Annotated in this window: 20 protein-coding genes and 1 pseudogene; 11 read left to right on the top strand and 10 right to left on the bottom strand. The window is 72.4% G+C overall.

All coding sequences use genetic code 11. From position 1 onward, the window contains the following. Positions 1 to 6: 6 nt before the first annotated feature. From sp36 to IEZ17_RS20340, 4 genes are all read left to right on the top strand, one after another. Positions 7 to 165: a Sp36 family protein gene (gene sp36, locus IEZ17_RS20325; protein WP_019992579.1), complete on the top strand. Its 159-nt coding sequence runs from the start codon at positions 7 to 9 to the stop codon at positions 163 to 165. Beyond that, positions 162 to 626 (top strand): RidA family protein, encoded by a 465-nt coding sequence (locus IEZ17_RS20330; RefSeq protein WP_189302132.1) that lies wholly within the window; start codon positions 162 to 164, stop codon positions 624 to 626. Before sp36 ends, IEZ17_RS20330 begins: the two co-directional genes overlap by 4 nt. 90 nt (positions 627 to 716) lie before the next feature. Then, the gene (locus tag IEZ17_RS20335) at positions 717 to 1,631 is read left to right on the top strand and encodes an NUDIX hydrolase (protein WP_189302134.1); all 915 of its coding nucleotides are present in this window, start codon (positions 717 to 719) and stop codon (positions 1,629 to 1,631) included. Beyond that, positions 1,628 to 2,458, top strand: coding sequence for an MBL fold metallo-hydrolase (locus IEZ17_RS20340; RefSeq protein WP_189302136.1), 831 nt, complete (start codon positions 1,628 to 1,630; stop codon positions 2,456 to 2,458). Before IEZ17_RS20335 ends, IEZ17_RS20340 begins: the two co-directional genes overlap by 4 nt. A 22-nt stretch (positions 2,459 to 2,480) precedes the next feature. Here the strand turns inward: IEZ17_RS20340 and IEZ17_RS20345 are convergent, their stop codons facing one another. Together IEZ17_RS20345 and IEZ17_RS20350 are read right to left on the bottom strand one after the other, a co-directional pair. Then, a complete protein-coding gene (locus IEZ17_RS20345) occupies positions 2,481 to 3,314 on the bottom strand; it encodes a nucleotidyltransferase domain-containing protein (RefSeq protein ID WP_189302137.1) in 834 nt (277 codons plus the stop codon). Between the two features lie 115 nt (positions 3,315 to 3,429). Next, a complete protein-coding gene (locus tag IEZ17_RS20350; RefSeq protein WP_006604164.1) occupies positions 3,430 to 4,104 on the bottom strand; it encodes a Crp/Fnr family transcriptional regulator in 675 nt (224 codons plus the stop codon). A 383-nt stretch (positions 4,105 to 4,487) separates the two neighbouring features. Between IEZ17_RS20350 and nth the strand changes: the two genes are divergently transcribed. The 3 genes from nth (at position 4,488) to IEZ17_RS20365 (ending at position 7,413) form a co-directional block, all read left to right on the top strand. Further along, positions 4,488 to 5,411: an endonuclease III gene (gene nth / locus IEZ17_RS20355; RefSeq protein ID WP_189302139.1), complete on the top strand. Its 924-nt coding sequence runs from the start codon at positions 4,488 to 4,490 to the stop codon at positions 5,409 to 5,411. Positions 5,412 to 5,495: 84 nt separating this feature from the next. Then, positions 5,496 to 6,200, top strand: coding sequence for an NUDIX hydrolase (locus IEZ17_RS20360; protein WP_189302142.1), 705 nt, complete (start codon positions 5,496 to 5,498; stop codon positions 6,198 to 6,200). Between the two features lie 13 nt (positions 6,201 to 6,213). Further along, positions 6,214 to 7,413 (top strand): MarP family serine protease, encoded by a 1,200-nt coding sequence (locus tag IEZ17_RS20365; protein ID WP_189302150.1) that lies wholly within the window; start codon positions 6,214 to 6,216, stop codon positions 7,411 to 7,413. A gap of 71 nt (positions 7,414 to 7,484) precedes the next feature. Here IEZ17_RS20365 and IEZ17_RS20370 read toward each other — a convergent pair whose 3' ends face one another. The 6 genes from IEZ17_RS20370 to IEZ17_RS20395 all read right to left on the bottom strand — a co-directional run bounded on the left by IEZ17_RS20370 (position 7,485) and on the right by IEZ17_RS20395 (position 15,495). Next, positions 7,485 to 7,682, bottom strand: coding sequence for a hypothetical protein (locus IEZ17_RS20370; protein ID WP_189302152.1), 198 nt, complete (start codon positions 7,680 to 7,682; stop codon positions 7,485 to 7,487). A 166-nt stretch (positions 7,683 to 7,848) separates the two neighbouring features. Then, entirely contained in the window at positions 7,849 to 8,787 is a 939-nt protein-coding gene (locus IEZ17_RS20375) for an alpha/beta fold hydrolase (RefSeq protein WP_189302154.1), read from the bottom strand. Between the two features lie 2 nt (positions 8,788 to 8,789). Next, positions 8,790 to 9,242 (bottom strand): phage holin family protein, encoded by a 453-nt coding sequence (locus tag IEZ17_RS20380; protein ID WP_189302156.1) that lies wholly within the window; start codon positions 9,240 to 9,242, stop codon positions 8,790 to 8,792. Positions 9,243 to 9,286: 44 nt separating this feature from the next. Further along, positions 9,287 to 10,639, bottom strand: coding sequence for a Na+/H+ antiporter NhaA (gene nhaA, locus IEZ17_RS20385; protein WP_229852457.1), 1,353 nt, complete (start codon positions 10,637 to 10,639; stop codon positions 9,287 to 9,289). A 311-nt stretch (positions 10,640 to 10,950) separates the two neighbouring features. Further along, complete coding sequence (gene acs, locus IEZ17_RS20390; protein ID WP_189302160.1) at positions 10,951 to 12,918, bottom strand: acetate--CoA ligase; 1,968 nt, start codon at positions 12,916 to 12,918, stop codon at positions 10,951 to 10,953. 249 nt (positions 12,919 to 13,167) lie between these two features. Next, the gene (locus IEZ17_RS20395; RefSeq protein ID WP_189302162.1) at positions 13,168 to 15,495 is read right to left on the bottom strand and encodes a SulP family inorganic anion transporter; all 2,328 of its coding nucleotides are present in this window, start codon (positions 15,493 to 15,495) and stop codon (positions 13,168 to 13,170) included. Positions 15,496 to 15,876: 381 nt separating this feature from the next. On the opposite strand from IEZ17_RS20395, the pseudogene IEZ17_RS20400 reads away from it, so the two are divergent. Then, positions 15,877 to 16,996: pseudogene (locus tag IEZ17_RS20400) on the top strand (polysaccharide deacetylase family protein). Here the strand turns inward: IEZ17_RS20400 and IEZ17_RS20405 are convergent. Next, the gene (locus IEZ17_RS20405; protein ID WP_189302164.1) at positions 16,977 to 17,963 is read right to left on the bottom strand and encodes an ATP-binding protein; all 987 of its coding nucleotides are present in this window, start codon (positions 17,961 to 17,963) and stop codon (positions 16,977 to 16,979) included. The pseudogene IEZ17_RS20400 and the gene IEZ17_RS20405 sit on opposite strands and share 20 nt — an antisense overlap. Positions 17,964 to 18,064: 101 nt before the next feature. Between IEZ17_RS20405 and IEZ17_RS20410 the strand changes: the two genes are divergently transcribed. Further along, positions 18,065 to 18,922 carry a Fic family protein gene (locus tag IEZ17_RS20410; RefSeq protein ID WP_189302166.1) on the top strand — a complete coding sequence of 286 codons (858 nt, stop codon included), beginning with the start codon at positions 18,065 to 18,067 and terminating at the stop codon, positions 18,920 to 18,922. 265 nt (positions 18,923 to 19,187) lie between these two features. Here IEZ17_RS20410 and IEZ17_RS20415 read toward each other — a convergent pair whose 3' ends face one another. Further along, a complete protein-coding gene (locus IEZ17_RS20415) occupies positions 19,188 to 20,120 on the bottom strand; it encodes an HAD family hydrolase (RefSeq protein ID WP_189302337.1) in 933 nt (310 codons plus the stop codon). Positions 20,121 to 20,578: 458 nt separating this feature from the next. Between IEZ17_RS20415 and ssd the strand changes: the two genes are divergently transcribed. Both ssd and IEZ17_RS20425 read left to right on the top strand, forming a co-directional pair. Then, positions 20,579 to 21,754, top strand: coding sequence for a septum site-determining protein Ssd (ssd, locus tag IEZ17_RS20420; protein WP_189302168.1), 1,176 nt, complete (start codon positions 20,579 to 20,581; stop codon positions 21,752 to 21,754). Between the two features lie 199 nt (positions 21,755 to 21,953). Then, a complete protein-coding gene (locus tag IEZ17_RS20425; RefSeq protein ID WP_189302170.1) occupies positions 21,954 to 23,111 on the top strand; it encodes a TadA family conjugal transfer-associated ATPase in 1,158 nt (385 codons plus the stop codon). Positions 23,112 to 23,151 lie beyond the last annotated feature (40 nt).

Genomic DNA, 23,151 nt, shown 5'->3' on the forward strand with positions numbered 1-23,151 from the left:
CGGCCCATGACCAAGTGGGAATACGCGACCGTGCCGCTGCTCGTGCACGCGACCAAGCAGATTCTGGACACCTGGGGCGAGGACGGCTGGGAGCTGGTCCAGGTCGTGCCCGGCCCGAACAACCCCGAGCAGTTGGTGGCCTACCTGAAGCGGGAGAAGCCGTGAGCGGCATCGAGGACAAGATCGCGTCGCTGGGCCTGAAGCTGCCGGAGGTCGTGCCTCCGCTGGCCACGTACCAGCCCGCGGTGCGCTCCGGCGCGTACGTCCACACCTCCGGCCAGCTGCCCATGGTGGACGGCGCGCTGCCCGCCACCGGCAAGGTCGGTGCCGAGGTCAGCGCCGAGCAGGGCAGGGAACTCGCCGCGGTCTGCGCGCTGAACGCGCTGGCCGCCGTGAAGTCCGTCGTCGGCGACCTCGACAAGATCAAGCGGGTCGTGAAGGTCGTCGGGTTCGTGGCCTCCGCGCCGGACTTCACCGCGCAGCCGGGCGTCGTCAACGGCGCCAGCGAGCTGCTCGGCGAGATCCTGGGCGACAAGGGCGTGCACGCCCGGTCCGCGGTCGGCGTGGCGGTGCTGCCGCTGGACGCGCCGGTCGAGGTGGAGATCCAGGTCGAGATCGCCGAATAGCGGTTCGGCCCCGGTGCGCTCGCGTCCGGATGCCGCCCTCGTGCCTGAGGGACGCTCGAACATCCGCGCGCGAGCGCATAGCATCCGGCCATGTCGTCGACGACCAATGGCCAGTGGTATCCGCCGGAATGGCCGGACCGTATCCGGGCGCTCGCCAACGGCGAGCTGACGCCGCCCGCGCCCCGCAGGGCCGCGACGGTCCTGCTGCTGCGGGACACCGGTACCGGCGGCCCCGCCGTCCACATGCTGCGCAGACGCGCCTCCATGGCCTTCGCCGGAGGCGCGTACGCCTATCCGGGCGGCTCCGTCGATCCCCGTGACGAGCGCCCGGTGGAGTGGGCGGGCCCCTCGCGCGCCGAGTGGGCGGTGCGGCTGGGCGTCGACCCGGCGGGCGCGCAGGCCATCGTCTGCGCCGCGGTGCGCGAGACCTTCGAGGAAGCCGGCGTGCTGCTCGCCGGGGACTCGGCCGCCACGGTCGTCGCGGACACCACCGGCGAGGACTGGGAGGCGGACCGCGCGGCGCTGGTCGCCCACGAGCTGTCCTTCGCCGACCTGCTGCGGCGCCGCGGGCTGGTCCTGCGGTCCGACCTGCTGGCCGCCTGGGCGCGCTGGATCACCCCGGAGTTCGAACCGCGCCGCTACGACACGTTCTTCTTCGTCGCCGCCCTCCCGGAGGGCCAGCGCACCAGGAACGCTTCCACGGAGGCGGACCGCACGGTGTGGATCCGGCCCGCGGAGGCCGCCGCCGGCTACGACCGCGGCGAGCTCCTGATGATGCCGCCGACGATCTCCACGCTGCGTGCGCTCCAGCCGTACGCCACCGCCGCGGACGCGTTGGCCGCCGCGGCGGCGCAGGACCTGACGCCGGTGCTGGCCCGGGCCCGCCTGGCGGGCGACGAGATCGTGCTGAGCTGGCCGGGCCACGACGAGTTCACCAAGCACATCGCGACGACGGACGACGGGCCGAAGGACACCACCGGCCGCTCGGGAGGTACCCCCGCATGACCGAAGCAGCCGCCCTCCCCGGCCAGCCCCGCGGCGGAGTCATCTCGGGCCGGGCCACCGCGCGCGCGTCCTGCGTCCTGGCCCCGAACCCGTCCGCGATGACGCTGGACGGCACCAACACCTGGATCGTCGCCGAGCCGGACTCCGGCCTCGCCGTCGTCATCGACCCCGGGCCGCTCGACGAGTCGCACCTCCGGACCGTCATCGACACCGCCGAACGGGCCGGCCAGCGCGTCGCGCTGACCCTGCTCACCCACGGGCACCCCGATCACGCCGACGGGGCCGCGCGGTTCGCCGAGTTGACCGGCACCTCCGTACGGGCGTTGGACCCGGCGCTGCGCCTGGGCGACGAGGGGCTCGAAGCGGGCGATGTCATCACCACCGGGGGCCTGGAGCTGCGGGTGGTGCCCACCCCTGGGCACACCGCGGACTCGCTCTCCTTCCACCTGCCCGCCGACGGCGCGGTCCTGACGGGCGACACGATCCTGGGACGCGGCACCACCGTGGTCGCGCACCCCGACGGGCGGCTGGGCGACTACCTGGACTCGCTGCGTCGACTGCGCTCCCTCACCGTCGACGACGGCGTCTCCACGGTCCTGCCGGGCCACGGGCCGGTGCTGAACGACGCCCAGGGGGCGGTGGAGTTCTACCTGGCGCACCGGGCCCACCGGCTCGCCCAGGTGGAGACCGCGGTCGAGGCCGGCCACCGCACCCCCGCCGAGATCGTGGCGAGCGTGTACGCGGACGTCGACCGCTCCTTGTGGCCGGCCGCCGAGCTGTCGGTGCGGGCACAGCTGGACTACCTGGAAGAGCACGGGCTGATCTAGGGCCCGTCCGGCGGAGGCCGCGTCAGGGCGCCTGTGGGCGGGGGGCCTTCGCCCCGTGGACGGCCAGGTACTCCTCCGCCAGCCAGGGGGCGAGACCGGACAGCAGCTCGGCCAGCAGCCCGGGGTACGCGGCGGGCGTCCGGGCGGCGCGCGCCGCGGCGCGCATCTGCTCGGCGTGTGCCGGGTAGTAGCGGCCGAACACCTCGGCGGACTCGGCGAGGTCGCTGGTCCAGCCGCCCCAGCGCGGCATGACGAGGGTGAACCCGGTGCGGACGAGGTTCCGGGCCACGCCGCGGGTCAGCCGGGTGCGCTCCTCCTCGGAGGCGACCGCGGCGGCCCGCTCGCGCAGGCCCGGCAGCCGGCGGAAGAGGTCGCCGTTGGTCTCCCGGGCGAGGAGCGAGGTGGGGCGGTAGCGGGGCAGCTCCGCGGTCAGGTCCGGCCCGCTGAGCGGGGTGCACAGGCAGGCCACGAACCAGGCCCCGTCATACCGCTCCAGGTCGCTGAGCAGCCGGTCCGCCCCCATCAGCAGGATCCCGGCACCGTCGATCTGCGGGAAGGCGGCGTCCAGCTCCGCCTCGACGGCCCGGGCGGCGGCCTCGTCGGTGTCACCGGGCTCGTCCCGCAGGACGAGGAGTGCGTCGAGGTCGGACACTCCGGGGACGGCGGTGCCACGCGGGATGCTCCCGTAGAGATAGCTGCTGACCACTCTGCCGGGCGGGAAGCGGGCGGTCAGCCGGGCCGTCAGCTCCGCCACCACGGGCGCGAACGCTTCGGGTACCTGTTCCAGGGCCCCTTCCCGTACGAAGCAGCCGTCCTGGTCGAGTCCCGGGCCGTGGGAGCCCCTGCCGCTGTCCATGGCGCCACTGTGGCGAGGCGGGCCGGGGGCCGCGAGCGCATTTTCCGGTGCCCGCACGCACCAAGGGCCCCGCCGGAGCGGGGCCCTTGGTGCGTGGCGGTGCGGACGGGAGGCGTCAGCGCGAGCGCTTGGCCAGCCGCTCGACGTCCAGCAGGATCACGGCGCGCGCCTCCAGGCGCAGCCAGCCGCGGCCCGCGAAGTCCGCGAGCGCCTTGTTGACGGTCTCCCGGGAGGCGCCGACCAGCTGGGCCAGCTCCTCCTGCGTCAGGTCGTGTACGACATGGATGCCTTCCTCGGACTGCACGCCGAAGCGGCGCGACAGGTCGAGCAGGGCGCGCGCCACGCGGCCCGGCACGTCCGAGAAGACCAGGTCGGACATCTGGTCGTTGGTCTTGCGCAGCCGGCGGGCGACCGCGCGCAGCAGGGCGGTGGCCACCTCGGGCCGGGCGTTGAGCCAGGGCTGGAGGTCGCCGTGGCCCAGGCCGAGCAGCTTGACCTCCGTGAGGGCGGAGGCGGTGGCCGTACGGGGGCCCGGGTCGAAGAGCGAGAGCTCACCGATCAGCTCACCGGGGCCGAGCACGGCGAGCATGTTCTCCCGACCGTCAGGGGAGGTGCGGTGCAGCTTCACCTTGCCCTCGGTGACCACGTAGAGGCGGTCGCCGGGGTCCCCTTCGTGGAACAGGGCGTCGCCGCGGGCGAGCGTGACCTCTCCCATCGAGGCGCGCAGCTCGGCCGCCTGCTCGTCATCGAGCGCCGCGAAGAGCGGTGCGCGCCGCAGAACGTCGTCCACGAGATCTCTCCTTGTCGACATGCTCCGGGGGACTGTGGTCCCCATCATGCCGGAATGCAAAACAGTGCGATCAATCACAAGTTTGCCGGACCCGTGGCCCGAGCCATACGGCAGGGGGCCGATTGGGGTCACGAATCTTGGTGATCGGGTCGGATGTCAGTGGGTGGCCTTAGTCTGGCCGAGTGTCCAATACGCCGGTGAGAGCAGAGGACTGGGGGGCCGACAGAGTGAGCGCAGGACGCGATTCCGCTGTGGGCGAACAGTGGCCTGCAGGCGTCTTGAATACAGATAAAAGTAACAAATCGCCCTCCAGGGTGACGACCGGGCGCAAGCCGGCGAAGCATACGTCCGGCGCGTCGCAACCCGAGGCGAAGGAGGCGGCCGTGAAGGACAGCCCCGCGAAGCCGGCGGCGGCCAGGAAGGCCGCCGCGAAGAAGACCGCGGCCAAGAAGGCGCCCGCGAAGAAGACGGCAGCCAAGAAGACCGCGGCCAAGAAGGCGGCGGCCACGGCGTCCCCCGCCGGGAAGGCCGTCGCGCGCAAGCCCGAGTCGCGGGTGGCGATGGTGCGGCGGGCCCGCCGGATCAACCGCGAGCTGGCCGAGCTGTATCCGTACGCCCACCCGGAGCTGGACTTCACCAACCCCTTCGAGCTGCTGGTCGCGACGGTCCTCTCCGCGCAGACCACCGACCTGAGGGTCAACCAGACCACCCCGAGGCTGTTCGCCGTCTGCCCGACGCCCGAGGACATGGCCGCGATCGCCCCGGAGGAGCTGGAGGAGCTGATCCGCCCGACCGGCTTCTTCCGCGCCAAGGCCAAGTCCCTGATCGGCCTCTCCACCGCGCTGCGCGACCGCTTCGGCGGTGAGGTGCCGGGCCGCCTGGAGGATCTCGTCACGCTCCCCGGCGTCGGCCGCAAGACCGCCAACGTGGTGCTCGGCAACGCCTTCGGCGTCCCCGGGATCACCGTCGACACGCACTTCGGCCGGCTGGCCCGCCGCTTCGGCTGGACGACCCAGGAGGACCCCGAGAAGGTCGAGGCCGATGTCGCCGCGATCTTCCCCAAGAGCGAGTGGACGATGCTCTCGCACCGCGTCGTCTTCCACGGCCGCCGCGTCTGCCACTCCCGCAAGCCCGCCTGCGGGGCCTGCCCCGTCGCCCCGCTGTGCCCCGCGTACGGCGAGGGCGAGACGGACCCGGACAAGGCGAAGAAGCTGCTCAAGTACGAGCTGGGCGGCCAGCCCGGGCAGCGGCTGAAGCCGCCGGCCGGCTATCCGGGGCAGCCCGCGCCCCCGCTGGCGAGCGCGTAACGGCGAGCGCCATGCCCGCGGGTACCGCGGGGACCGCTTCACGAGGGGACACCGACCATCGACGCGATGCCTGAGGGGGCGCGTATGACGAGTGCACGGGAGCAGTACGGCGAGGCGGCCGGCCGGGAGGTCACGGTCACGGCCAACGGCCTGCCCGAGTGGCTGGCCCCGGTGGCCCGTGCGGCGGCCACGATCGAGCCGCGCCAGCTCAGCAGGTTTCTGCCACCGGAGAACGGTGGCCGGCAGTCCGCCGTGCTGATCCTCTTCGGCCACGGCGCCCGCGGCCCGGAGCTGCTCCTGATGGAGCGGGCCGGCACCCTGCGCTCCCATGCGGGCCAGCCCTCCTTCCCCGGCGGCGCGCTCGACCCGCAGGACGGCGACCCGGAGGGGCACGGTCCGGTGCGGGCGGCGCTGCGGGAGGCCCAGGAGGAGACCGGCCTCGATCCGTCCGGGGTCCAGGTCTTCGGGGTGCTGCCGCGGCTCTACATCCCGGTCAGCGGCTTCGTCGTGACGCCCGTCCTGGGCTGGTGGCGTACGCCGAGCCCGGTGGGCGTGGTGGACAGGGCGGAGACCGCGCGGGTCTTCACGGTTCCCGTGGCGGATCTCACGGACCCGGTGCACCGGGTCACCACGCGCCACCCCAGCGGCCACACCGGCCCGGCTTTTCTCGTCGAGAATGCCCTGGTCTGGGGTTTTACCGCCGGAGTGATCGACCGGATCCTGCATTACGCGGGCTGGGAGATTGCATGGGACCGCGACAAGCAGGTCCCGCTCGACTGGCGCTCGTGAGACGGTGTCCGGCGTGAACGTCCTGGACATTCTGCTGCTGATCGCGGCCGTGTGGTTCGCGATCGTCGGATACCGGCAAGGCTTCGTCGTCGGCATCCTGTCCGTGATCGGCTTCCTCGGGGGCGGCCTGATCGCGGTGTATCTGCTGCCCGTGATCTGGAACGGGGTCACCGACGACGCCAAACCCGGCACCTTCGCGGCCATCGCGGCGGTCGCCATCGTGATCGTCTGCGCGTCGGTGGGCCAGGCGCTCACCACCCACCTCGGCAACAAGCTGCGCCGCCACATCACCTGGACACCGGCGCGGGCGCTGGACGCGACCGGCGGCGCGCTGGTCAACGTCATGGCGATGCTGCTGGTCGCCTGGCTGATCGGCTCCGCCCTTGCCGGTACGTCCCTGCCGACACTCAGCAAGGAGGTCCGCAACTCCAAGGTGCTGCTGGGCGTCTCCCAGGTCATGCCCCCGCAGGCCAGCACCTGGTTCGCGGACTTCTCCTCGGCGCTCGCGCAGAACGGCTTCCCGCAGGTCTTCACGCCGTTCTCCAACGAGCCGATCACCTCCGTCCCGGCGCCCGACCCGCAGCTGGCCAGCGGCGCGGTGGCGGCGGAGGCCAAGCACAGCATCGTCAAGATCGTCGGCAAGGCGCCCGGCTGCGGCAAGGTCCTGGAGGGCAGCGGCTTCGTGTTCGCGCCGCACCGGGTGATGACCAACGCCCATGTCGTCGGCGGTGTCAGCGAGCCGAAGGTCCAGGTGGGCGGCGAGGGACTGCCGCTGAACGCCAAGGTCGTGCTCTACGACTGGGAACGCGACATCGCCGTCCTGGACGTCCCGCAGCTGCGCGCCCCGGAGCTGAAGTTCGCCACCAAGGACGCCGCCACCGGCAACAGCGCCATCGTCGCCGGCTTCCCGGAGAACGGCTCCTACGACGTCCGCCCGGCCCGGATCCGCGGCCGTATCCAGGCCAACGGCCCGGACATCTACCACCGCGGCACGATCGGCCGCGACGTCTACTCCCTCTACGCCACGGTCCGGCAGGGCAACTCCGGCGGCCCGCTGCTCACGGCCAAGGGACAGGTCTACGGCGTGGTCTTCGCGAAGTCGCTGGACGACTCGCACACCGGCTATGCGCTGACGGCCGACGAGGTCCGCCAGGACATCGCCAAGGGGCGTACGGCGACCCAGCAGGTCGACACCGAGGGCTGCGCGATCTGAGGCCGGGGCCGCGAACCGATCCGGTGCGGACGGGGCGCGGCCCGGTGCGGGCGGCGCTCGCGCGGCGCGGGTCAGCTGCGGGGATGGCGCAGCCGCGCGCTCATCCAGCGTGCTCTGCGGCGCAGGATGCCCGGGATGCCCATCGGGTGCGCCCGGTCGGGGGACGGACCGGACCTGAGATCCGGGGTGCCCCTGTCCTGAGTGCCCACCGCAGCGGCGCTGCTGCGGCGGTTGCGTGCCACGTCACGGTAGTCGTGCGTCCAGCCCATACCTTCGACTCTGCCCGTGGCCCATGGTCCGTAACCGCGTCGGAGGGGGCCAATTGGCCTATGCGCGAGGCAATTGGCTGTTCGTCAGACGAACGTTCGCAGCGCCCCGGCCGGGTGTTCGCTCAGCGGTGCCCCGCGTCCTGCCCGGCGGACCCCGCGGGCGTGGTCAGCGGTCCGGTTCCGGGTCCTTCAGCCAGTTGATCAGCTCCGTGGAGAAGGCCACCGGGTCCTCCTCGTGGGGCCAGTGCCCGAGGCCGTCGAAGAGCCGCCAGCGGTACGGGGCCTCCACGTACTCGCCGGAGCCGGCGGCGCTGCGGGTGCGCATCACGGGGTCCAGCGAGCCGTGCAGATGCAGGGTCGGGACCCGTACGGGCAGCTTCATCCGGCGGTTGAACTGGATGCCGTCGGGGCGGGCCATCGAGCGGACCATCCAGCGGTACGGCTCGATCGAGCAGTGCGCCGTCGACGGGATGCACATCGCGCGCTGGTAGACCGCGACCGTGTCGTCCTCCGGGAGCCGGGGGCCGGACCAGTCGCGGATCATCCGGCCGACCAGCGCCGCGTCGTCGGCCAGCAGCCGGCGCTCCGGCAGCCAGGGCTGCTGGAAGTTCCAGATGTGCGAACTGCGCGCGCTCTGCCGGAAGTCGGCGAGCATCGCGGCCCGCCAGCGCCGCGGATGCGGCATCGACGCCACCGCGAGCCGGCGCACCAGCTTGGGCCGCATCACCGCGGCCGTCCAGGCCAGATAGCCGCCCAGGTCGTGGCCGACGAGCGCGGCGTCCGGCTCGCCGAGCGAGCGGATGACGCCGGTGATGTCGAGCGCGAGGTTCGCCGGGTCGTAGCCGCGCGGGGTGCGGTCGCTGCCGCCGACGCCGCGCAGGTCCATGGCGACCGCGCGGAAGCCGGCGTCGGCCAGCGCCGGGAGCTGGTGCCGCCAGGCCCACCAGAACTGCGGGAAGCCGTGCAGCAGCAGCACCAGCGGGCCGTCGCCCATCTCGGCGATGTGGAAGCGCGCGCCGTTGGCCGCGACGTCCCGGTGCGTTACCTCGCGCCCGCCGGGGACGTCGAGCTGGACGACCGAGGCGGTGCTGTCAGGGGCTGTCATGACTACGAGCGTGTCACAGACTCCAGGACCTGGTGGTCCGGGAGCTCTTCGCGCGGGTGCGGCTTGGCCTTCTGGAGGACGGCCGCGGTCTCCTTGGCGGAGGCGATCGACTTCTCCGGCTTCTTGATCTTCTTGAGCTTCGCCAGCGCGATGAGGATCAGCAGGGCGGCGACGACCAGGAAGGCGCCGCCCACGATCAGGAACGACCAGGCGAGCCCGAGCCCGAGGTTGTGGACGCCGTACGCCGCCGCGAAACTCAGCACCGGCAGCGCGAACAGCGCCAGTGCGCCCGCCACGATGAACGCGGCACTGCCGATGCCCGCCCGCTTGGCGTCCTGCCGCAGCTCGGCCTTGGCCAGTGCGATCTCGTCGTGCACCAGCGCGGACATCTCGGCGGTCGCCGTGGCCACCAGCTGCCCGAGGCTGCGGTCCCCACCGTCGTCGGCTGCGCTCATCGCCGTCTCCCTCTTCTCTTCACCTGGATGCAAAGCCTCTCAGATCATGCCGGACCATCGTCCCCGGCGCGGGCGCCGGAGGCCACTTCGGCCAGGCGGCGGTGCTCCGCGGCCTTCGCTTCGAGGATCGCAGCCATCCGCAGGTGGTACTCGGGCTTGTCGAGTTCGTAGATGTCGGGGATGCCGTCCTGGTCCTCGTCGCGCTCCTCCTCGTCGCAGAGGCGGCGGTACTTGTTGTTGCGGATCTTGAGGAGGATGCCGGCGAGGAGGGCCGCGAGCAGCGAGCCGATCAGGACCGATGCCTTGATCTCGTCGGCCAGTGCCGGGTCCTTGGCGAACGCCAGCTCGCCGATGAGCAGGGAGACGGTGAAGCCGATGCCGGCCAGGGAGGCGACGGCGAAGACGTCCGGCCACCTGAGGTCGGGATTGAGTTCGGCCTTGGTGAAGCGGGCGGTGAACCACGTACCGCCGAATATCCCGCACGCCTTGCCCACTATCAGGCCGAGCACCACGCCCAGCGTCTCGGGCCGGGTGAAGACGTCGTGGACCGCGCCGCCGGTTATGGACACACCGGCGGAGAACAGCGCGAAGAGCGGTACCGCGAGACCGGCCGACAGCGGGCGGACCAGGTGCTCGATGTGCTCGCCGGGCGACTGCGTCTCGCCGTCGCGGCGGTGGCAGCGCAGCATCAGGCCCATGGTGACGCCGGCGATGGTGGCGTGCACCCCGCTGTTCTCCATGAGGGCCCAGATCACCACGGCGAGCGGGACGTAGACGTACCAGCCGCGGACGCCCTTGCGCAGCAGCAGGTAGAAGATCGCCAGGCCGACGACGGCGAAGCCGAGCGCCAGGAAATCGATCTTCGAGGTGAAGAAGATCGCGATGATCAGTATCGCGAAGAGGTCGTCGACGACGGCGAGGGTGAGCAGGAAGGCGCGCAGCGCGGACGGCAGGGATGTGCCGATGACCGCGAGGACGGCGAGCGCGAAGGCGATGTCGGTGGCGGTGGGGACCGCCCAGCCCTTGAGGGAGCCGCCGCCGACGGCGTTGACGGTGAAGTAGACGACGGCGGGCGTGGCCATTCCGCAGAGGGCGGCGATGACGGGGAGGGCGGCGGCCTTGCGGTCGCGCAGCTCGCCGGCGACCAGTTCGCGCTTGAGCTCGATGCCGGCGACGAAGAAGAAGACCGCGAGCAGGCCGTTGGCGGCCCAGTGCTGGAGCGAGAGGTCCAGGCCGAGCCGGGCCGGGCCGATGTGCAGGCCGCGGACCGCCTCGTAGCTGCCGCCGAGGGTGTTGGCCCAGATGAGCGCCGCCACGGCGGCGACCAGGAGCAGGACGCCGCCCACGGTCTCGGCGCGCAGCGCATCGGCGATGAAGTTCCGCTCCGGCAGCGGCATCCGGCCGAGGAATATGGAGCGGCGGTTGCTGGGCGCAGTCACGCGGTTGACCTCCGGCAGCTGTGAACGGCAGTAGCAGTTGCCGACCAGACTTCCCGGCGCACCCAGAGTTTCTTAGCGCGTCATTGACGCGGTTCCCCACTTTACCGGGCGGGTGCAAGGGGTTGAGGCGTGGGGTTAACTTTACGGGCATTCCGGGCTTACGGCCGCCGGGAGCGGCACCCCGGAAACGCCGGAGGGGGCACCGGCCGCGACGGCCGGTGCCCCCTCCGTGAGCCCTGCGGCTCCGTGTGCCGAGCAGCTCAGGCGGCTCAGTCTTCGGCTGCCGCGCTCGGCAGCTTCGCCTGGATCAGGTCCATGACGGAGGAGTCGGTGAGCGTGGTGACGTCGCCGAGGTCGCGGTTCTCGGCGACATCGCGCAGCAGCCGCCGCATGATCTTGCCGGAGCGGGTCTTGGGCAGTTCCGCGACCGGCAGGATCCGCTTGGGCTTGGCGATCGGCCCGAGCTGCCGGCCGACGTGCGTGCGCAACTCGTCGACCAGGCCCTCGTCCTCCGCCGCGCCGCCGCGCAGGATGACGAAGGCGCAGATGGCCTGGGTGGTCTGCGGGTCCGTGGCGCCGACCACCGCGGCCTCGGCCACCTTCGGGTGCGCGACCAGCGCGGACTCCACCTCGGTGGTGGAGATGTTGTGGCCGGACACCAGCATCACGTCGTCGACCCGGCCGAGCAGCCAGATGTCGCCGTCCTCGTCCTTCTTCGCACCGTCCCCGGCGAAGTACTTGCCGGCGAATCGGGACCAGTACGTGTCCAGGTAGCGCTGGTCGTCGCCCCAGATGGTGCGCAGCATCGCCGGCCACGGCTCGGTCAGCACGAGATAGCCGCCGGAGCCGTCCGGGACCTCGTTGGCGTCGTCGTCGACCACGGTCGCGGCGATACCGGGCAGCGGCAGCTGCGCCGAGCCGGGCTTGGTGTCCGTCACGCCCGGCAGCGGGCTGAGCATCATCGCGCCGGTCTCGGTCTGCCACCAGGTGTCCACGATCGGTGCCGCGTCCGCCCCGATGTGCTTGCGGTACCACATCCAGGCCTCGGGGTTGATCGGCTCGCCGACCGACCCCAGGACGCGCAGCGAGGACAGATCGAACTTCGCCGGGATGTCGTCGCCCCACTTCATGCAGGCGCGGATCGCGGTCGGCGCGGTGTACAGGATCGTCACGCCGTACTTCTGGACGATCTCCCACCAGCGGCCCTGGTGCGGGCTGTCCGGGGTGCCCTCGTAGAGCACCTCGGTCGCGCCGTTGGAGAGCGGGCCGTAGGTGATGTACGAGTGGCCGGTCACCCAGCCGACGTCGGCGGTGCACCAATAGACGTCGGTCTCCGGCTTGAGGTCGAAGACCGCGTGGTGGGTGTACGAGACCTGGGTGAGGTAGCCGCCGGTGGTGTGCAGGATGCCCTTGGGCTTACCCGTCGTCCCGGAGGTGTAGAGGATGAACAGCGGGTGCTCGGCGTCGAACGCCTCGGGGGTGTGCCGGTCGCTCTGCCGGTCGACGAACTCGTGCCACCACACGTCCCGGCCGTCGGTCCAGCCGATGTCCTGCTGGCCGGTACGGCGCACGACCAGGACGCTGCGGACGTCCTCGGTGCCGGGACGGGTCAGCGCCTCGTCGACGGCCGGCTTGAGGGCGGACGGCTTGCCGCGGCGGTAGCCGCCGTCGGCGGTGATCACCACACGGGCGTCGGCGTCGTGGATACGGGTCGCCAGCGCGTCCGCGGAGAAGCCGCCGAAGACGACGGAGTGCGGGGCGCCCAGCCGGGCGCAGGCCAGCATGGCGATGACCGCTTCGGGGATCATCGGCAGGTAGATGGCGACCCGGTCGCCGCTGCGCACCCCCAGGGCGGTCAGGGCGTTGGCGGCCTTGCACACCTCGCTCTGGAGCTCGGCGTAGGTGATCGTGCGGGTGTCGCCCGGCTCGCCCTCGAAGTGGATCGCGACCCGGTCGCCCAGGCCGTTCTCCACGTGGCGGTCCACGCAGTTGTAGGCGACGTTGAGCTTGCCGTCGGCGAACCACTTCGCGAACGGCGGGTTGGACCAGTCAAGGGTCTCGGTGGGCTCGGTCGCCCAGGTCAGGCGCTTGGCCTGCGCGGCCCAGAAGCCCGGCCGGTCCGCCGCGGCCTCTTCGTACGCGGCGGCCGTGACGTTGGCGTGCGCGGCCAGGTCGGCGGGCGGCGCGAACCGCCGCTCCTCCTTGAGCATGTTGGAGATGGAAGGACGCTTGTCCATGTCGACGGCTCCCGAGGACGCTGTGGTGTAGACCAATAGGCCAATGGGCCAAATGCTCAATGATCAAGCGGAGGTTGGTCAACCCCCATCGATCCTGGCACTAACGACGCTTCGGGTACAGCGTCACTCGGCGGCGCCGTGTGTCTCCCGCCGGAGCGGGGCGCCCGGGGCGCGCGCCGCCCGCTCCGGAGGCGGCGCCGCGGCCCGTCCCCCGGCCGCGGCAGGCCGCCCGCGGGGCCGTCCTACGGGTCAGATCCGGGCCACCTGAACATCGGCGTGGACGGGGCGGAACCACCCGCTGGGCTCGTCGAGCACGTACGCCTGGGCCTCGGCGACATGGAAATACATGCCGTGCAGCGTGAGCGAGCCCTCCGCCGTCCGGCGGGCGACGGACGGATGCGTCCTCAGGTGGTCGAGCTGCTGGCGGACGTTGACCAGCGCCAGCCGCTCCTGGTCGTCGCCCACCGGCCGCTCGCCGAGCGCGACTTCACCCCTGCCCAGCCGCCCGATGCGCTCCATGCGGGCCAGGCTCGGGCGGCCGTGCCGCAGCCAGCGGGCGAGCGGCGTCGCCTCGGCCGGCTCGGCCGGGGACGCGGCCGAGCCGAGCAGTGCCGCCATGGCGCCGCACCCCGAATGCCCGCAGACGGTGATCGAGCCGACCCGCAGCACCTCGACGGCGTATTCGATCGCCGCGCCCACCGAGTCGCAGGAGGCGTCCGAGCCGGGCGGTGGCACCAGATTGCCGATGTTGCGGACGGTGAACAGGTCGCCCGGACCGCTCGATGTGATCATGCTCGTCACCAGCCGGGAGTCGGCGCAGGTCAGGAAGAGCTGGGTGGGCCGCTGCCCCTCCCGGGCCAGCCGGGCCAGCTCCTCGCGCACCAGCGGGGCGGTGTGCCGCTGGAACGCGCTGATCCCGCCCAGCAGTTGGCTGCCGCTGCTCTCATGGGCCGCCGTACGGTCCGGGGCGGGTCGGGTGCAGTGGTGATTGCGCCAGGGCGTCCACGGGCGGCAGGCGTGCGCACTGGCCGGCTCGGCGATCGGGCGGCCCGAGCGGCCCCCGAGACGCACCCAGCCGCCGCTCGCCCGGTGGGCGGCCGACCAGGACTGCAACGCCTCGTAGGCGGCGTGGTCCATGAACGAGCCGCACAGTTCGACGACGACGCCGGCGCCCGGCGGCACCAGGGCCAGTGCCCGGGTCAGCCGCGGCACCGCCAGGAACGTCAACTGCCCGCTGATGCGCACCCGGTGGCCGTCGGACTCCTCCGTCACCGCGACCCGGGTGTGCGTCAGCCGGCGCAGCGCCAGGAAGACCCCGACCGCGATCCCGGTCAGTACGCCCTGGAGCACGCCGAGGAGCACCACCGCGCCCAACGTGGCCGCGTACACCGGGAATTCGCGGTGCCGCTGCACATGCCGGATGTGCGCAAAGCTCACCATCCGTACGCCGACGGCCATCACCAGCGCGGCGAGCGCGGCCAGCGGGATCAGCTCCAGCACCCCGGCCAGCAGGCCCGCGCACAACAGCACCCACACGCCGTGCAGCACGGTCGCCCGGCGGGTGGCCGCACCGGCCTGCACATTGGCCGAGCCGCGGATCGCGCCCCCGGAGACGGGCAGCCCGCCCGCGAGCCCGGAGACGATGTTGGCCACGCCCTGGGCGGCCAGCTCGCGGTTGAGCCGTGGCCGTTCCGTGGCGGCCCCGGGCCGCTCTGCGGCGAGCCGGTCCACGGCCACCGCGGACAGCAGCGACTCCGTACTGGCGACGAGGGTGACGGTCAGCACCGCCGCGGCGAGGGCCGCCACGGACGCGTCCGGCAGCACCGGTGGCTGGGGCAGCCGCCAGGACGGCAGCTGGACGCGGGGCACCGCCGCCCCCGCGCCGACCGCGGTCGCGGCCAGCACCGCGGCCAGCGGGGCGGGCAGCAGCCGCGCCCAGCGCCCCGCGCGGCCCGGCAGCCGCGGCCAGCCGGCGAGGACGGCGACCGTGACGGCCCCGATGGCCGCCGCGACGGCATGCGGATGCGCCAACTGGCCGGGCAGCGCCACGGCGTTGTCGACGGCCGAGCTGTCCGGGCTGCCGCCGAGTACCACATGGAGCTGCCCGACGGCGATGGTGACACCGATACCGGCGAGCATGCCGTGCACGATCGCCGGGCTGATCGCCAGGGCGGCGCGGGCCACCCGCACTGCCCCCAGGGCGAGTTGGGCGAGGCCGGCCAGGACCGTGATCGCGCAGGTGGCGCGCCAGCCGTAGCGCTGGACGAGGTCGGCGGTGACCACCAGGAGGCCGGTGGCCGCGCCGGTCACCTGGAGCGGGGCGCCGCCGAGCAGGCCCGCGACGATCCCGCCGGCCGCCGCGGCGACCAGGCCGGCCTGGAGCGGGGCGCCGGTGGCCAGGGCGATGCCGAGCGACAGCGGGACGGCGAGCAGGAAGACGACGGCAGAGGCGGAGAGGTCGCCGCGCCAGGTGGCGTACCGGTCCCCTTTCCGGCGGGGGCCGGGCCCGGCGGGCGTACCGGGCTCGGGAGGGATCTCGGTCCGCGGTGGCTGCGGCGGCTTCTGGATCTGCGACATTCCCGTCTCCTCCGGGGCGGCGCGGTCGCGCGGGGGCGCGATCGTGGGGCGGCGGTGTACTGCGGCGGGACGCGAGCCGGCCGGCGGTCGTCGCGGTGGGTGACGTTCCGGTGACTCTCAAGCATCGGTAAATGAATCGTAATGGAGCGTAAAGCCCCCGAGGGGTCATTTCGGGCATACGAGTCAGCCGTTCCATCTATCGAGTGAATAACGCGACTGCCGCCTTGCTGCTTTGCTCGCTTGTTCAGGCATATATGGATTTAGAAGTGGTTTTTCTTATAAATCGCTCAGAAGGTGTGCCCGGCACCAGGAATGAGGCGGCTGATGGCAGGCATATCGAAGACGACGGCACGCATCGCGGTCACGGTGGTGCCGGCGGCGATGGCCGGCTGCTCCGGGGCGCAGCCGTACCAGCCGCGGCCCCAGGGCCTCAAGCCGGGCGGGAAACCACCGCAGTTCGTGGTCTTCTCCTGGGACGGGGCGGGGGAGGACGGGTAGCGGCTCTTCTCGCACTTCCGGGCCGTCGGCAAGAAGTACGGCGCGACGATGACGTACTTCCTCAGCGGCGTCCACCTGCTCCCCGGCGACAGGGCGGAGCTCTGCGAACCGCCCCGGCACGAGCCCGGCGCCTCGGCGATCGGCTTCAACGACATCCAGGGATCAGGGACACCGTGGCCCAGATACGCGGTGCCTGGGAGGACGGCAACGAGACAGGCACCCACTTCAACGGCCACTTCTGCGGCTCCCACGGGGGCGTCGGCAGCTGGACGCCGGAGGAGTGGCAGAGCGAGATCGAGCAGGCCGTGTCGTTCGTCCGGAACTGGAAGACCAACTCCGGCCCCAGGGACGAGCAGCCGCTCCCGTTCGACTACGCCAGGGAACTGGTGGGAGGCCGCGCGCCCTGTCTGGAAGGGCAGTGCAATCCGATACCCGCAGCCAAGGAGATGGGCTTCCGCTACGACGCCAGCTCGGCGGGCGGCCGGCAGACCTGGCCGCGGCGGATCGACGGCATCTGGGACTTCCCGCTACAGGAGATACCGTTCCCCGGCCGCGACTTCGAGACGCTCTCGATGGACTACAACTTCCTCGCCAACCAGTCGGGTACCACCATGGCGACCGCGCCATGCACGCCCTCTGGGGCCGGCGGATGCGCGGCGGCCTCCTCGACGCCTTCGACCGCGCCTTCCACGGAAACCGCGCCCCGCTGTTCGTCGGCGACCACTTCGAGTCCTGGAACGACGGCATCTACATGGAGGCCGTCGAAGAGGCGATCAAGGACATCTGCCCACGCAGGGGCGTGCACCGCGTCAGCTTCAAGCAGCTGAGCGACTGGCTGGACGTGCAGGATCCGGAGGTGCTGGCCCGGCTCCAGGAGCTGCCGGTGGGCCGGGCGCCGAAGGAGGGCTGGGCGCCGAAGGAGGGCTGGGCGGCGTACCTCTCCGATTCCCGCGAGGCGCCCGGCCCGGAGCAGGCGGCGCGGGTCAGGCCGGTTGCGGGGTAGCCGTCCCCTCGAAGAGCACGAAGGCGGGGTCGACCTGGGCGGCCAGGTCGGCGCCCATTCTGGCGTTGCCCCAGCTCTCCGCGTTCTTCAGGTGGAAGTGCACCATCTGGCGCGTGTAGCGCTCCCAGTCACGGCCCTCGTAGGACGCGTCGGCGGCGTCGTGCAGCGCCTCCAGGGCGCGGCGGTTGGCCTCCTCCAGCAGCGCGAAGGGGGCCGGGCGGCCCTTCTCCACGGCGCGCACCCAGTCGGAGTGCCCGACGCACACCAGTAGGTCGTCGCCCACCTCGGCACGCAGGAACGCCAGGTCGTCGGGGCCCTGGACCTTGTTGCCCACCACCCTCAACGGGACGCCGAAGTCCTGGGCGTACTCCTTGTACTGGCGGTAGACGGCGATGCCCTTACGGGTCGGTTCGGCGACCAGGAACGTCATGTCGAAGCGGGTGAACATCCCGGAGGCGAAGGAGTCGGATCCGGCGGTCATGTCGACCACGACATACTCCGCGCGGCCGTCCACGAGGTGGTTCAGGCACAGCTCGATCGCGCCGACCTTGGAGTGGTAGCAGGCCACGCCCAGATCGGACTCGGTGAACGGGCCGGTGGCCATCAGCCGCACCGCCCCGTCGTCGAGGGGCACGGTGCGGGCGCAGGCGTCGTAGACCGGGTTGTCCTCGCAGATCCGCAGCAGCCGCGAGCCCTCGCCGGGCGGCGTCGTCTTGATCATCGTCTCGGTGGACGGGATCCGGGGGTTGGCACCGCGCAAGTAGTCCTTGATCAGCGGGAGATGGGCGCCCATCGCGGGCAGCTCGGCGGCCTCCGCCTCGTCCAGGCCGAGCGCGACGCCCAGGTGCTGATTGATGTCGGCGTCCACCGCGATGACGGGGAGCCGGGCCGCGGCCAGCTGCCGGATGAACAGCGAGGACAGGGTGGTCTTGCCACTGCCGCCCTTGCCTACGAAAGCGATCTTCATGTTCACCAAGCGTAGGCGTGAGATAGCTCTCCGCGAGAGGTTTACGTGAAGAAGACCACTCCTTCGAGGGGTCTGGCCTCATGGTGCGTAGGGTCGTCCTCATGGCTGGAATCTCCGGGGGGACGACCCCCGAACCCCCGAAGGCGAGCGCCGATCCGCTCGCGGCGCTGGCGACGCTGCCCGGCGTCACCGACGCCGTGGACTCCGTACGCAAGGCCGTCGACCGGGTCTACGGGCACCGGATCATGCGGCGCCGCAGCACCGAGATCACCGCCGAGGCGGCGCTGCGCGGAGCCCGTGGTTCCGCGGCGCTCTCGGGGGCCGACTGGGCGCTCGAAGAGGTCCGGCGGCGCACCGACTTCGGTGTGCCGGGCGAGCCGTGGACGGTCGGCGCGGCGCTGCGGCTGACCGCCGAGGCGGGCCAGCTGCTGAGCGTGTGGCGGCAGTCGCCGCTGCGGGTGCTGGCGCGGCTCCATCTGGTCGCGGCCGGCGGTGGCGCGGCGGACGAGACGGTGGGCCGGCCGCGGCTGGGCACCGAGCCGGTGGACGAGCCGCTGGTCGAGCTGGCGCTGCCGGACGCCGAGGAGGTCGCCGGGCGGCTGGACGGGCTGGCGCGGCTGCTGCTGGCGGGCACCGAGGCGCCGGCCCTGGTGACCGCCGCGGTGGTGCACGGCGAGCTGCTGGCGTTGCGGCCCTTCGGCTCGTACAACGGGCTGGTCGCGCGGGCCGCGCAGCGCATCGTCCTGGTCGGCAGCGGACTGGACCCGAAGGCCATCTGCTCGGCGGAGGTCGGCCACGCAGAACAGGGGAGCGCGGCCTACACGGCGGCCCTCCGGGGATACGCCTCGGGCACGCCCGAGGGCGTCGCGGAGTGGATCGCGCACTGCGGGCGCGCGGTCGAGCTGGGCGTACGGGAGAGCACCGCCGTCTGCGAGGCGCTCCAGCGCGGCGCGGCGTGAGCGGAACTCAGCGCCCCTGACACGGGTTGCGGCGGTACCAACCCTGAGGTACCGCCGCTGGCACGTCTGCCGGGTTACCAAGCGTGCACGATATTTGCCCATCAGGTCGGAATCGTTGTCCGGTTACCTGGTGCGGCTGGCCCGTAATCGACGGGTCGGCGTCGCGTGGGTGCTCGACATTCATGCATCGGTCCGTGGGCCTTGATGCGGTTAAAGGTGTTCCTCTCGGATGTCCTTGGTCTCGCGGGCCGTTACTTCCTTTGTACTACTCATGCGGAGTAAGCGGAACCCCAGCCCCCAGATCTTTACGTTTGGCGACAAATACGGGCATTACGGCAAGGCGTTTCTTTCCGCTATTACGCCGGTTCGTGTACCAGACCAGGGTCGCGGTCGCGGCCGCCGCGCCCACCGCTGCGACGACGGCGAGCACCGGCCGCGAGGGCATCGACAGCGTCGGCAGCCGCTGCTTGAGCGGGACGGGGCGGCTGAAGGTGCGCACCGGCCAGCCGCGGGCGACCGCCTCGCGGCGCAGCGCCCGGTCCGGGTTGACCGCGCAGGGGTGGCCGACCGTCTCCAGCATCGGCACGTCGGTCACCGAGTCGCTGTACGCGTAGCAGCGCCGCAGGTCGTATCCCTCGGAGGCGGCCAGTTCCCGGACGGCCTCCGCTTTCGTGGGGCCGTAGGCGTAGTACTCCACCTCTCCGGTGAAGCGGCCGTCCTCGCCGACGACCATCCTGGTGGCCACCACCCGGTCCGCGCCCAGGAGTTCGCCGATCGGCTCGACGACCTCGGCGCCGGACGTCGAGACGATCACGACGTCCCTTCCGGCCGCGTGGTGTTCCTCGATGAGTGAGGCCGCTTCGTCATAAATGATCGGGTCGATGAGATCGTGCAGCGTTTCGGCGACGATCTCCCGGACCTGTGCCACATCCCAACCGCGGCACAGTGAGGAGAGATATTCGCGCATCCGCTCCATCTGGTCGTGATCCGCGCCGCCTGCGAGGAACACGAACTGGGCGTACGCGGTGCGCAGTACGGCCCGCCGATTGATCAGGCCGCCTTGGTAGAACGGCTTGCTGAAGGTCAGCGTGCTCGACTTTGCAATGACGGTCTTGTCCAAGTCGAAGAACGCGGCAGTACGGGGAGTCGAGTGAGGCACGGAGTGGTTTTCCACGGGGTGAGCATAGGCGCCCACCATTCGGCGTAAGGTGTGGCGCGTGGGTTTGCCTGAGAAGGCTCTCGGGTACACCATGGAAGTCACGGATCGTTCGCGACCGTGCTAACCCGGTCCGGCTCCTCCCCCCCCGAGTCGGCCGTGGGGACGACCCCCGCTCTCCCCCCCGGCGGGGGTCGTCGCATGTCCGGACGCTTTTTCCGCCGTGAACCCCCGATCCGCCGCCTGTGCGGGCATAGCCCCCCGGCATCGCTTGTCATGCATACGCCATCACTCACCGTAGTCGTCGGACTGCTCTGCGGAGGCTTCTCTCGCGCCTCAGAAGTCGCCGTTCGTCGCTGGAATAGGTGACGGGGATATTCACAACCGCGGAGTTGTCCACAGTTTTGGGTCAAGATCCACGGAGATTTCCCGATCGCTGCACCGTAAAAGTCCGCGGAGTTCGCGGAGGTGTGAGTTGTGTAGCGATAGGGGGACAGAACGTGTCCGGATCATCTACTTCCGACCAGCCGGTGCGAAGCGGTGAAGAGCGGGACGGGCCGTTGCTGATCACCGAGGACGAAGAGCTCCTCGACGACCTTCTGCGGCTGTGTGCGGCGGCCGGTGCGCTGCCCGAAGTGGGGCACGGCCCTCCGGCCGGTAAAGAGCGGGGGGAATCCGCATCGCTGGTGATCGTGGGCGCGGACTGCGCCGCCCGGTTATCCGGCGGCGGGCGCCGCGCGGGCGTCATCCTCGTCGGCCGGGACGCGGACGACACCGCCCTGCTGCGCCAGGCCGTGGCCATCGGGGCGGAGCGGGTGCTGGCGCTCCCCGAGGGCGAGCGCTGGCTGGTGGACCGGATCGCCGACGCGGTCGAGGGGGTGGGGCCGCCCGCACTGACGGTCGGCGTCATCGGCGGGCGCGGCGGCGCCGGTGCGAGCACGCTGGCCGGCGCGCTGGCGGTCACGGCCGCCCGTACGGGGGAGCGGACCCTGCTCGTGGACGGCGACCCCCTGGGCGGCGGGATCGACGTCCTGCTGGGCGGCGAGAAGGAGAAGGGGCTGCGATGGCCCGCGTTCGCCGAGTCGCGCGGCCGGGTGGCGGGCGGCGCCCTGGCGGAGTCGCTGCCGCGCCTGCACTCCTTGCGGGTCCTCAGCTGGGACCGGGGCACCGAGGTCGCCATCCCGCCCGCGGCCATGCGCGCGGTGCTGGCCGCCGCCAGGCGGCGGGGCGGCGTGGTGGTCGTGGATCTGCCCCGTCGGGTCGACGAGACGGCGGCGGAGGCGCTGGCGCAGGTGGACCTGGGGCTGCTGCTCGTCCCCGCGGAGCTGCGCGCGGTGGCGGCGGCGCGGCGGGTGGCCGACGGGGTGCGGATGGTGCTCCGCGATGTGCGGGTGGTGGCCTGCGGGGCTCCGGGGCTCCAGCGCGGCGGCGGGCTGCCGGCGGCGGAGGTCGCGCGGCTGTTGAGGCTGCCGCTGGCGGGTGAACTGCCCTATGAGGACGGGGTGGTGGAGGACCTGGCGCGCGGCGCGGTGCCGGGGGCGGATGCGCGGGGGCCGCTGGCGCGGTTCTGTGCGGGGTTCTGGAGTCGGGTGCGGGGCGGCGGCGTCGGGGATCCCGGGGCGGCGGCTCGCGGGGACGCGGGTTCCGGTGGAGAGCAGGGGGGTGTGCCGGTATGAGGCGGCGGGTGTGCGGTGCGGCCCGGTGGCGGTGGCGGCCGGCGGGTGCCGGCGGGGCCGCGGCCGGGTGCCGGTTCGGGAGCTGGTGGCGGGACGGGCTCCGGTGCGGTGCGGGGTGGTGGCCCCGTAGGAGCCGGGGTGCCGGCGGTGCTTTGGGCGCCGGATGGCTCGGGGTCGCCGGCGGGGGCGGTGTCCGGGTATGAGCCAGGAACTGCTGGAGGTGGTGCGCCGGCGGCTCGCCGAGGACGGCGCGGAGGCGACACCGGCCCGGGTGGCGGTGGCGCTGCGCGAGGCGGGTCGGCTCCTCGGGGACGCCGAAGTGCTGGGCGTGGTGGGCGCGTTGCGGTCCGAGATGGTGGGCAGCGGCCCGCTGGAGCCGCTGCTGGCCGCCCCAGATGTGACGGATGTGCTGGTGACCGCGCCGGACGCGGTGTGGGTGGACCGGGGCGGCGGACTGGAGCGTACGGACGTCCGGTTCCGGGACGCGGCCGAGGTGCGCCGACTGGCCCAGCGGCTGGCGGCGGTCGCCGGGCGGCGGCTGGATGACGCCCGGCCGTGGGTGGACGCCCGGCTCCCGGACGGCACCCGGCTGCACGCCGTGCTGCCCCCGGTGGCGGTCGCCGGGACCTGTCTGTCCCTGCGGGTGCTGCGGCCCCGGGCCTTCGCCCTGCCGGAGCTGGTGGCGGCCGGGACGGTCCCGCCCGGCGGCGAGCGGCTGCTGGGCGCGCTGCTGGCGGCCCGGCTGTCGTTCCTGATCAGCGGGGGTACGGGCTCCGGCAAGACCACGTTGCTCAGCACGCTGCTCGGGCTGGTCGGCCCGGCCGAGCGGATCGTGCTGGCCGAGGATTCGGCGGAGCTGCGGCCGGACCACCCCCATGTGGTGCGGCTGGAGACCCGGCCTGCCAATCAGGAGGGCGTCGGCCGGGTCACCCTGCGGGATCTCGTACGGCAGGCGCTGCGGATGCGCCCGGACCGGCTGGTGGTCGGCGAGGTGCGCGGCCCCGAGGTGACCGATCTGCTGGCGGCGCTGAATACGGGGCACGAGGGGGGCTGCGGGACGGTCCATGCCAATGCCGCGTGCGACGTCCCGGCCCGGCTGGAGGCGCTGGGGTCGACCGCGGGTCTGGACCGGGCGGCGCTGCACAGCCAGCTGGCGGCTGCGCTGTCCGTCGTGCTGCATCTCGTACGGGACCGGGCCGGCCGGCGGCGGATCGCCGAGGTCCATGTCCTGGAGCGGGATCGGGACGGCTTCGTGGTGACCGTGCCGGCCGCGGTCTGGAGTCCGGACGGGTTCCAAGAGGCGCGCGGATGGGGGCGGTTGACGCGGTTGTGCGAGAGGGGTGGTGAGGGGTGCTGACGTCCGGGGTGGTGCCGGCGGTGGTCGCCGTGCTGGGTGC

This window comes from Streptomyces albospinus, from assembly GCF_014648695.1.
Taxonomy (GTDB): domain Bacteria; phylum Actinomycetota; class Actinomycetes; order Streptomycetales; family Streptomycetaceae; genus Streptomyces; species Streptomyces albospinus.

Coding starts and splice junctions, on each gene's coding strand:
- sp36 (WP_019992579.1), top strand. CDS start 7: ATGACCAAGTGGGAATACGCGACCGTGCCGCTGCTCGTGCACGCGACC.
- IEZ17_RS20335 (WP_189302134.1), top strand. CDS start 717: ATGTCGTCGACGACCAATGGCCAGTGGTATCCGCCGGAATGGCCGGAC.
- IEZ17_RS20340 (WP_189302136.1), top strand. CDS start 1,628: ATGACCGAAGCAGCCGCCCTCCCCGGCCAGCCCCGCGGCGGAGTCATC.
- IEZ17_RS20345 (WP_189302137.1), bottom strand. CDS start 3,314: ATGGACAGCGGCAGGGGCTCCCACGGCCCGGGACTCGACCAGGACGGC.
- IEZ17_RS20360 (WP_189302142.1), top strand. CDS start 5,496: ATGACGAGTGCACGGGAGCAGTACGGCGAGGCGGCCGGCCGGGAGGTC.
- IEZ17_RS20370 (WP_189302152.1), bottom strand. CDS start 7,682: ATGGGCTGGACGCACGACTACCGTGACGTGGCACGCAACCGCCGCAGC.
- IEZ17_RS20375 (WP_189302154.1), bottom strand. CDS start 8,787: ATGACAGCCCCTGACAGCACCGCCTCGGTCGTCCAGCTCGACGTCCCC.
- IEZ17_RS20380 (WP_189302156.1), bottom strand. CDS start 9,242: ATGAGCGCAGCCGACGACGGTGGGGACCGCAGCCTCGGGCAGCTGGTG.
- nhaA (WP_229852457.1), bottom strand. CDS start 10,639: ATGCCGCTGCCGGAGCGGAACTTCATCGCCGATGCGCTGCGCGCCGAG.
- acs (WP_189302160.1), bottom strand. CDS start 12,918: ATGGACAAGCGTCCTTCCATCTCCAACATGCTCAAGGAGGAGCGGCGG.
- IEZ17_RS20395 (WP_189302162.1), bottom strand. CDS start 15,495: ATGTCGCAGATCCAGAAGCCGCCGCAGCCACCGCGGACCGAGATCCCT.
- IEZ17_RS20405 (WP_189302164.1), bottom strand. CDS start 17,963: ATGAAGATCGCTTTCGTAGGCAAGGGCGGCAGTGGCAAGACCACCCTG.
- IEZ17_RS20410 (WP_189302166.1), top strand. CDS start 18,065: ATGGCTGGAATCTCCGGGGGGACGACCCCCGAACCCCCGAAGGCGAGC.
- IEZ17_RS20415 (WP_189302337.1), bottom strand. CDS start 20,120: ATGGTGGGCGCCTATGCTCACCCCGTGGAAAACCACTCCGTGCCTCAC.
- IEZ17_RS20425 (WP_189302170.1), top strand. CDS start 21,954: ATGAGCCAGGAACTGCTGGAGGTGGTGCGCCGGCGGCTCGCCGAGGAC.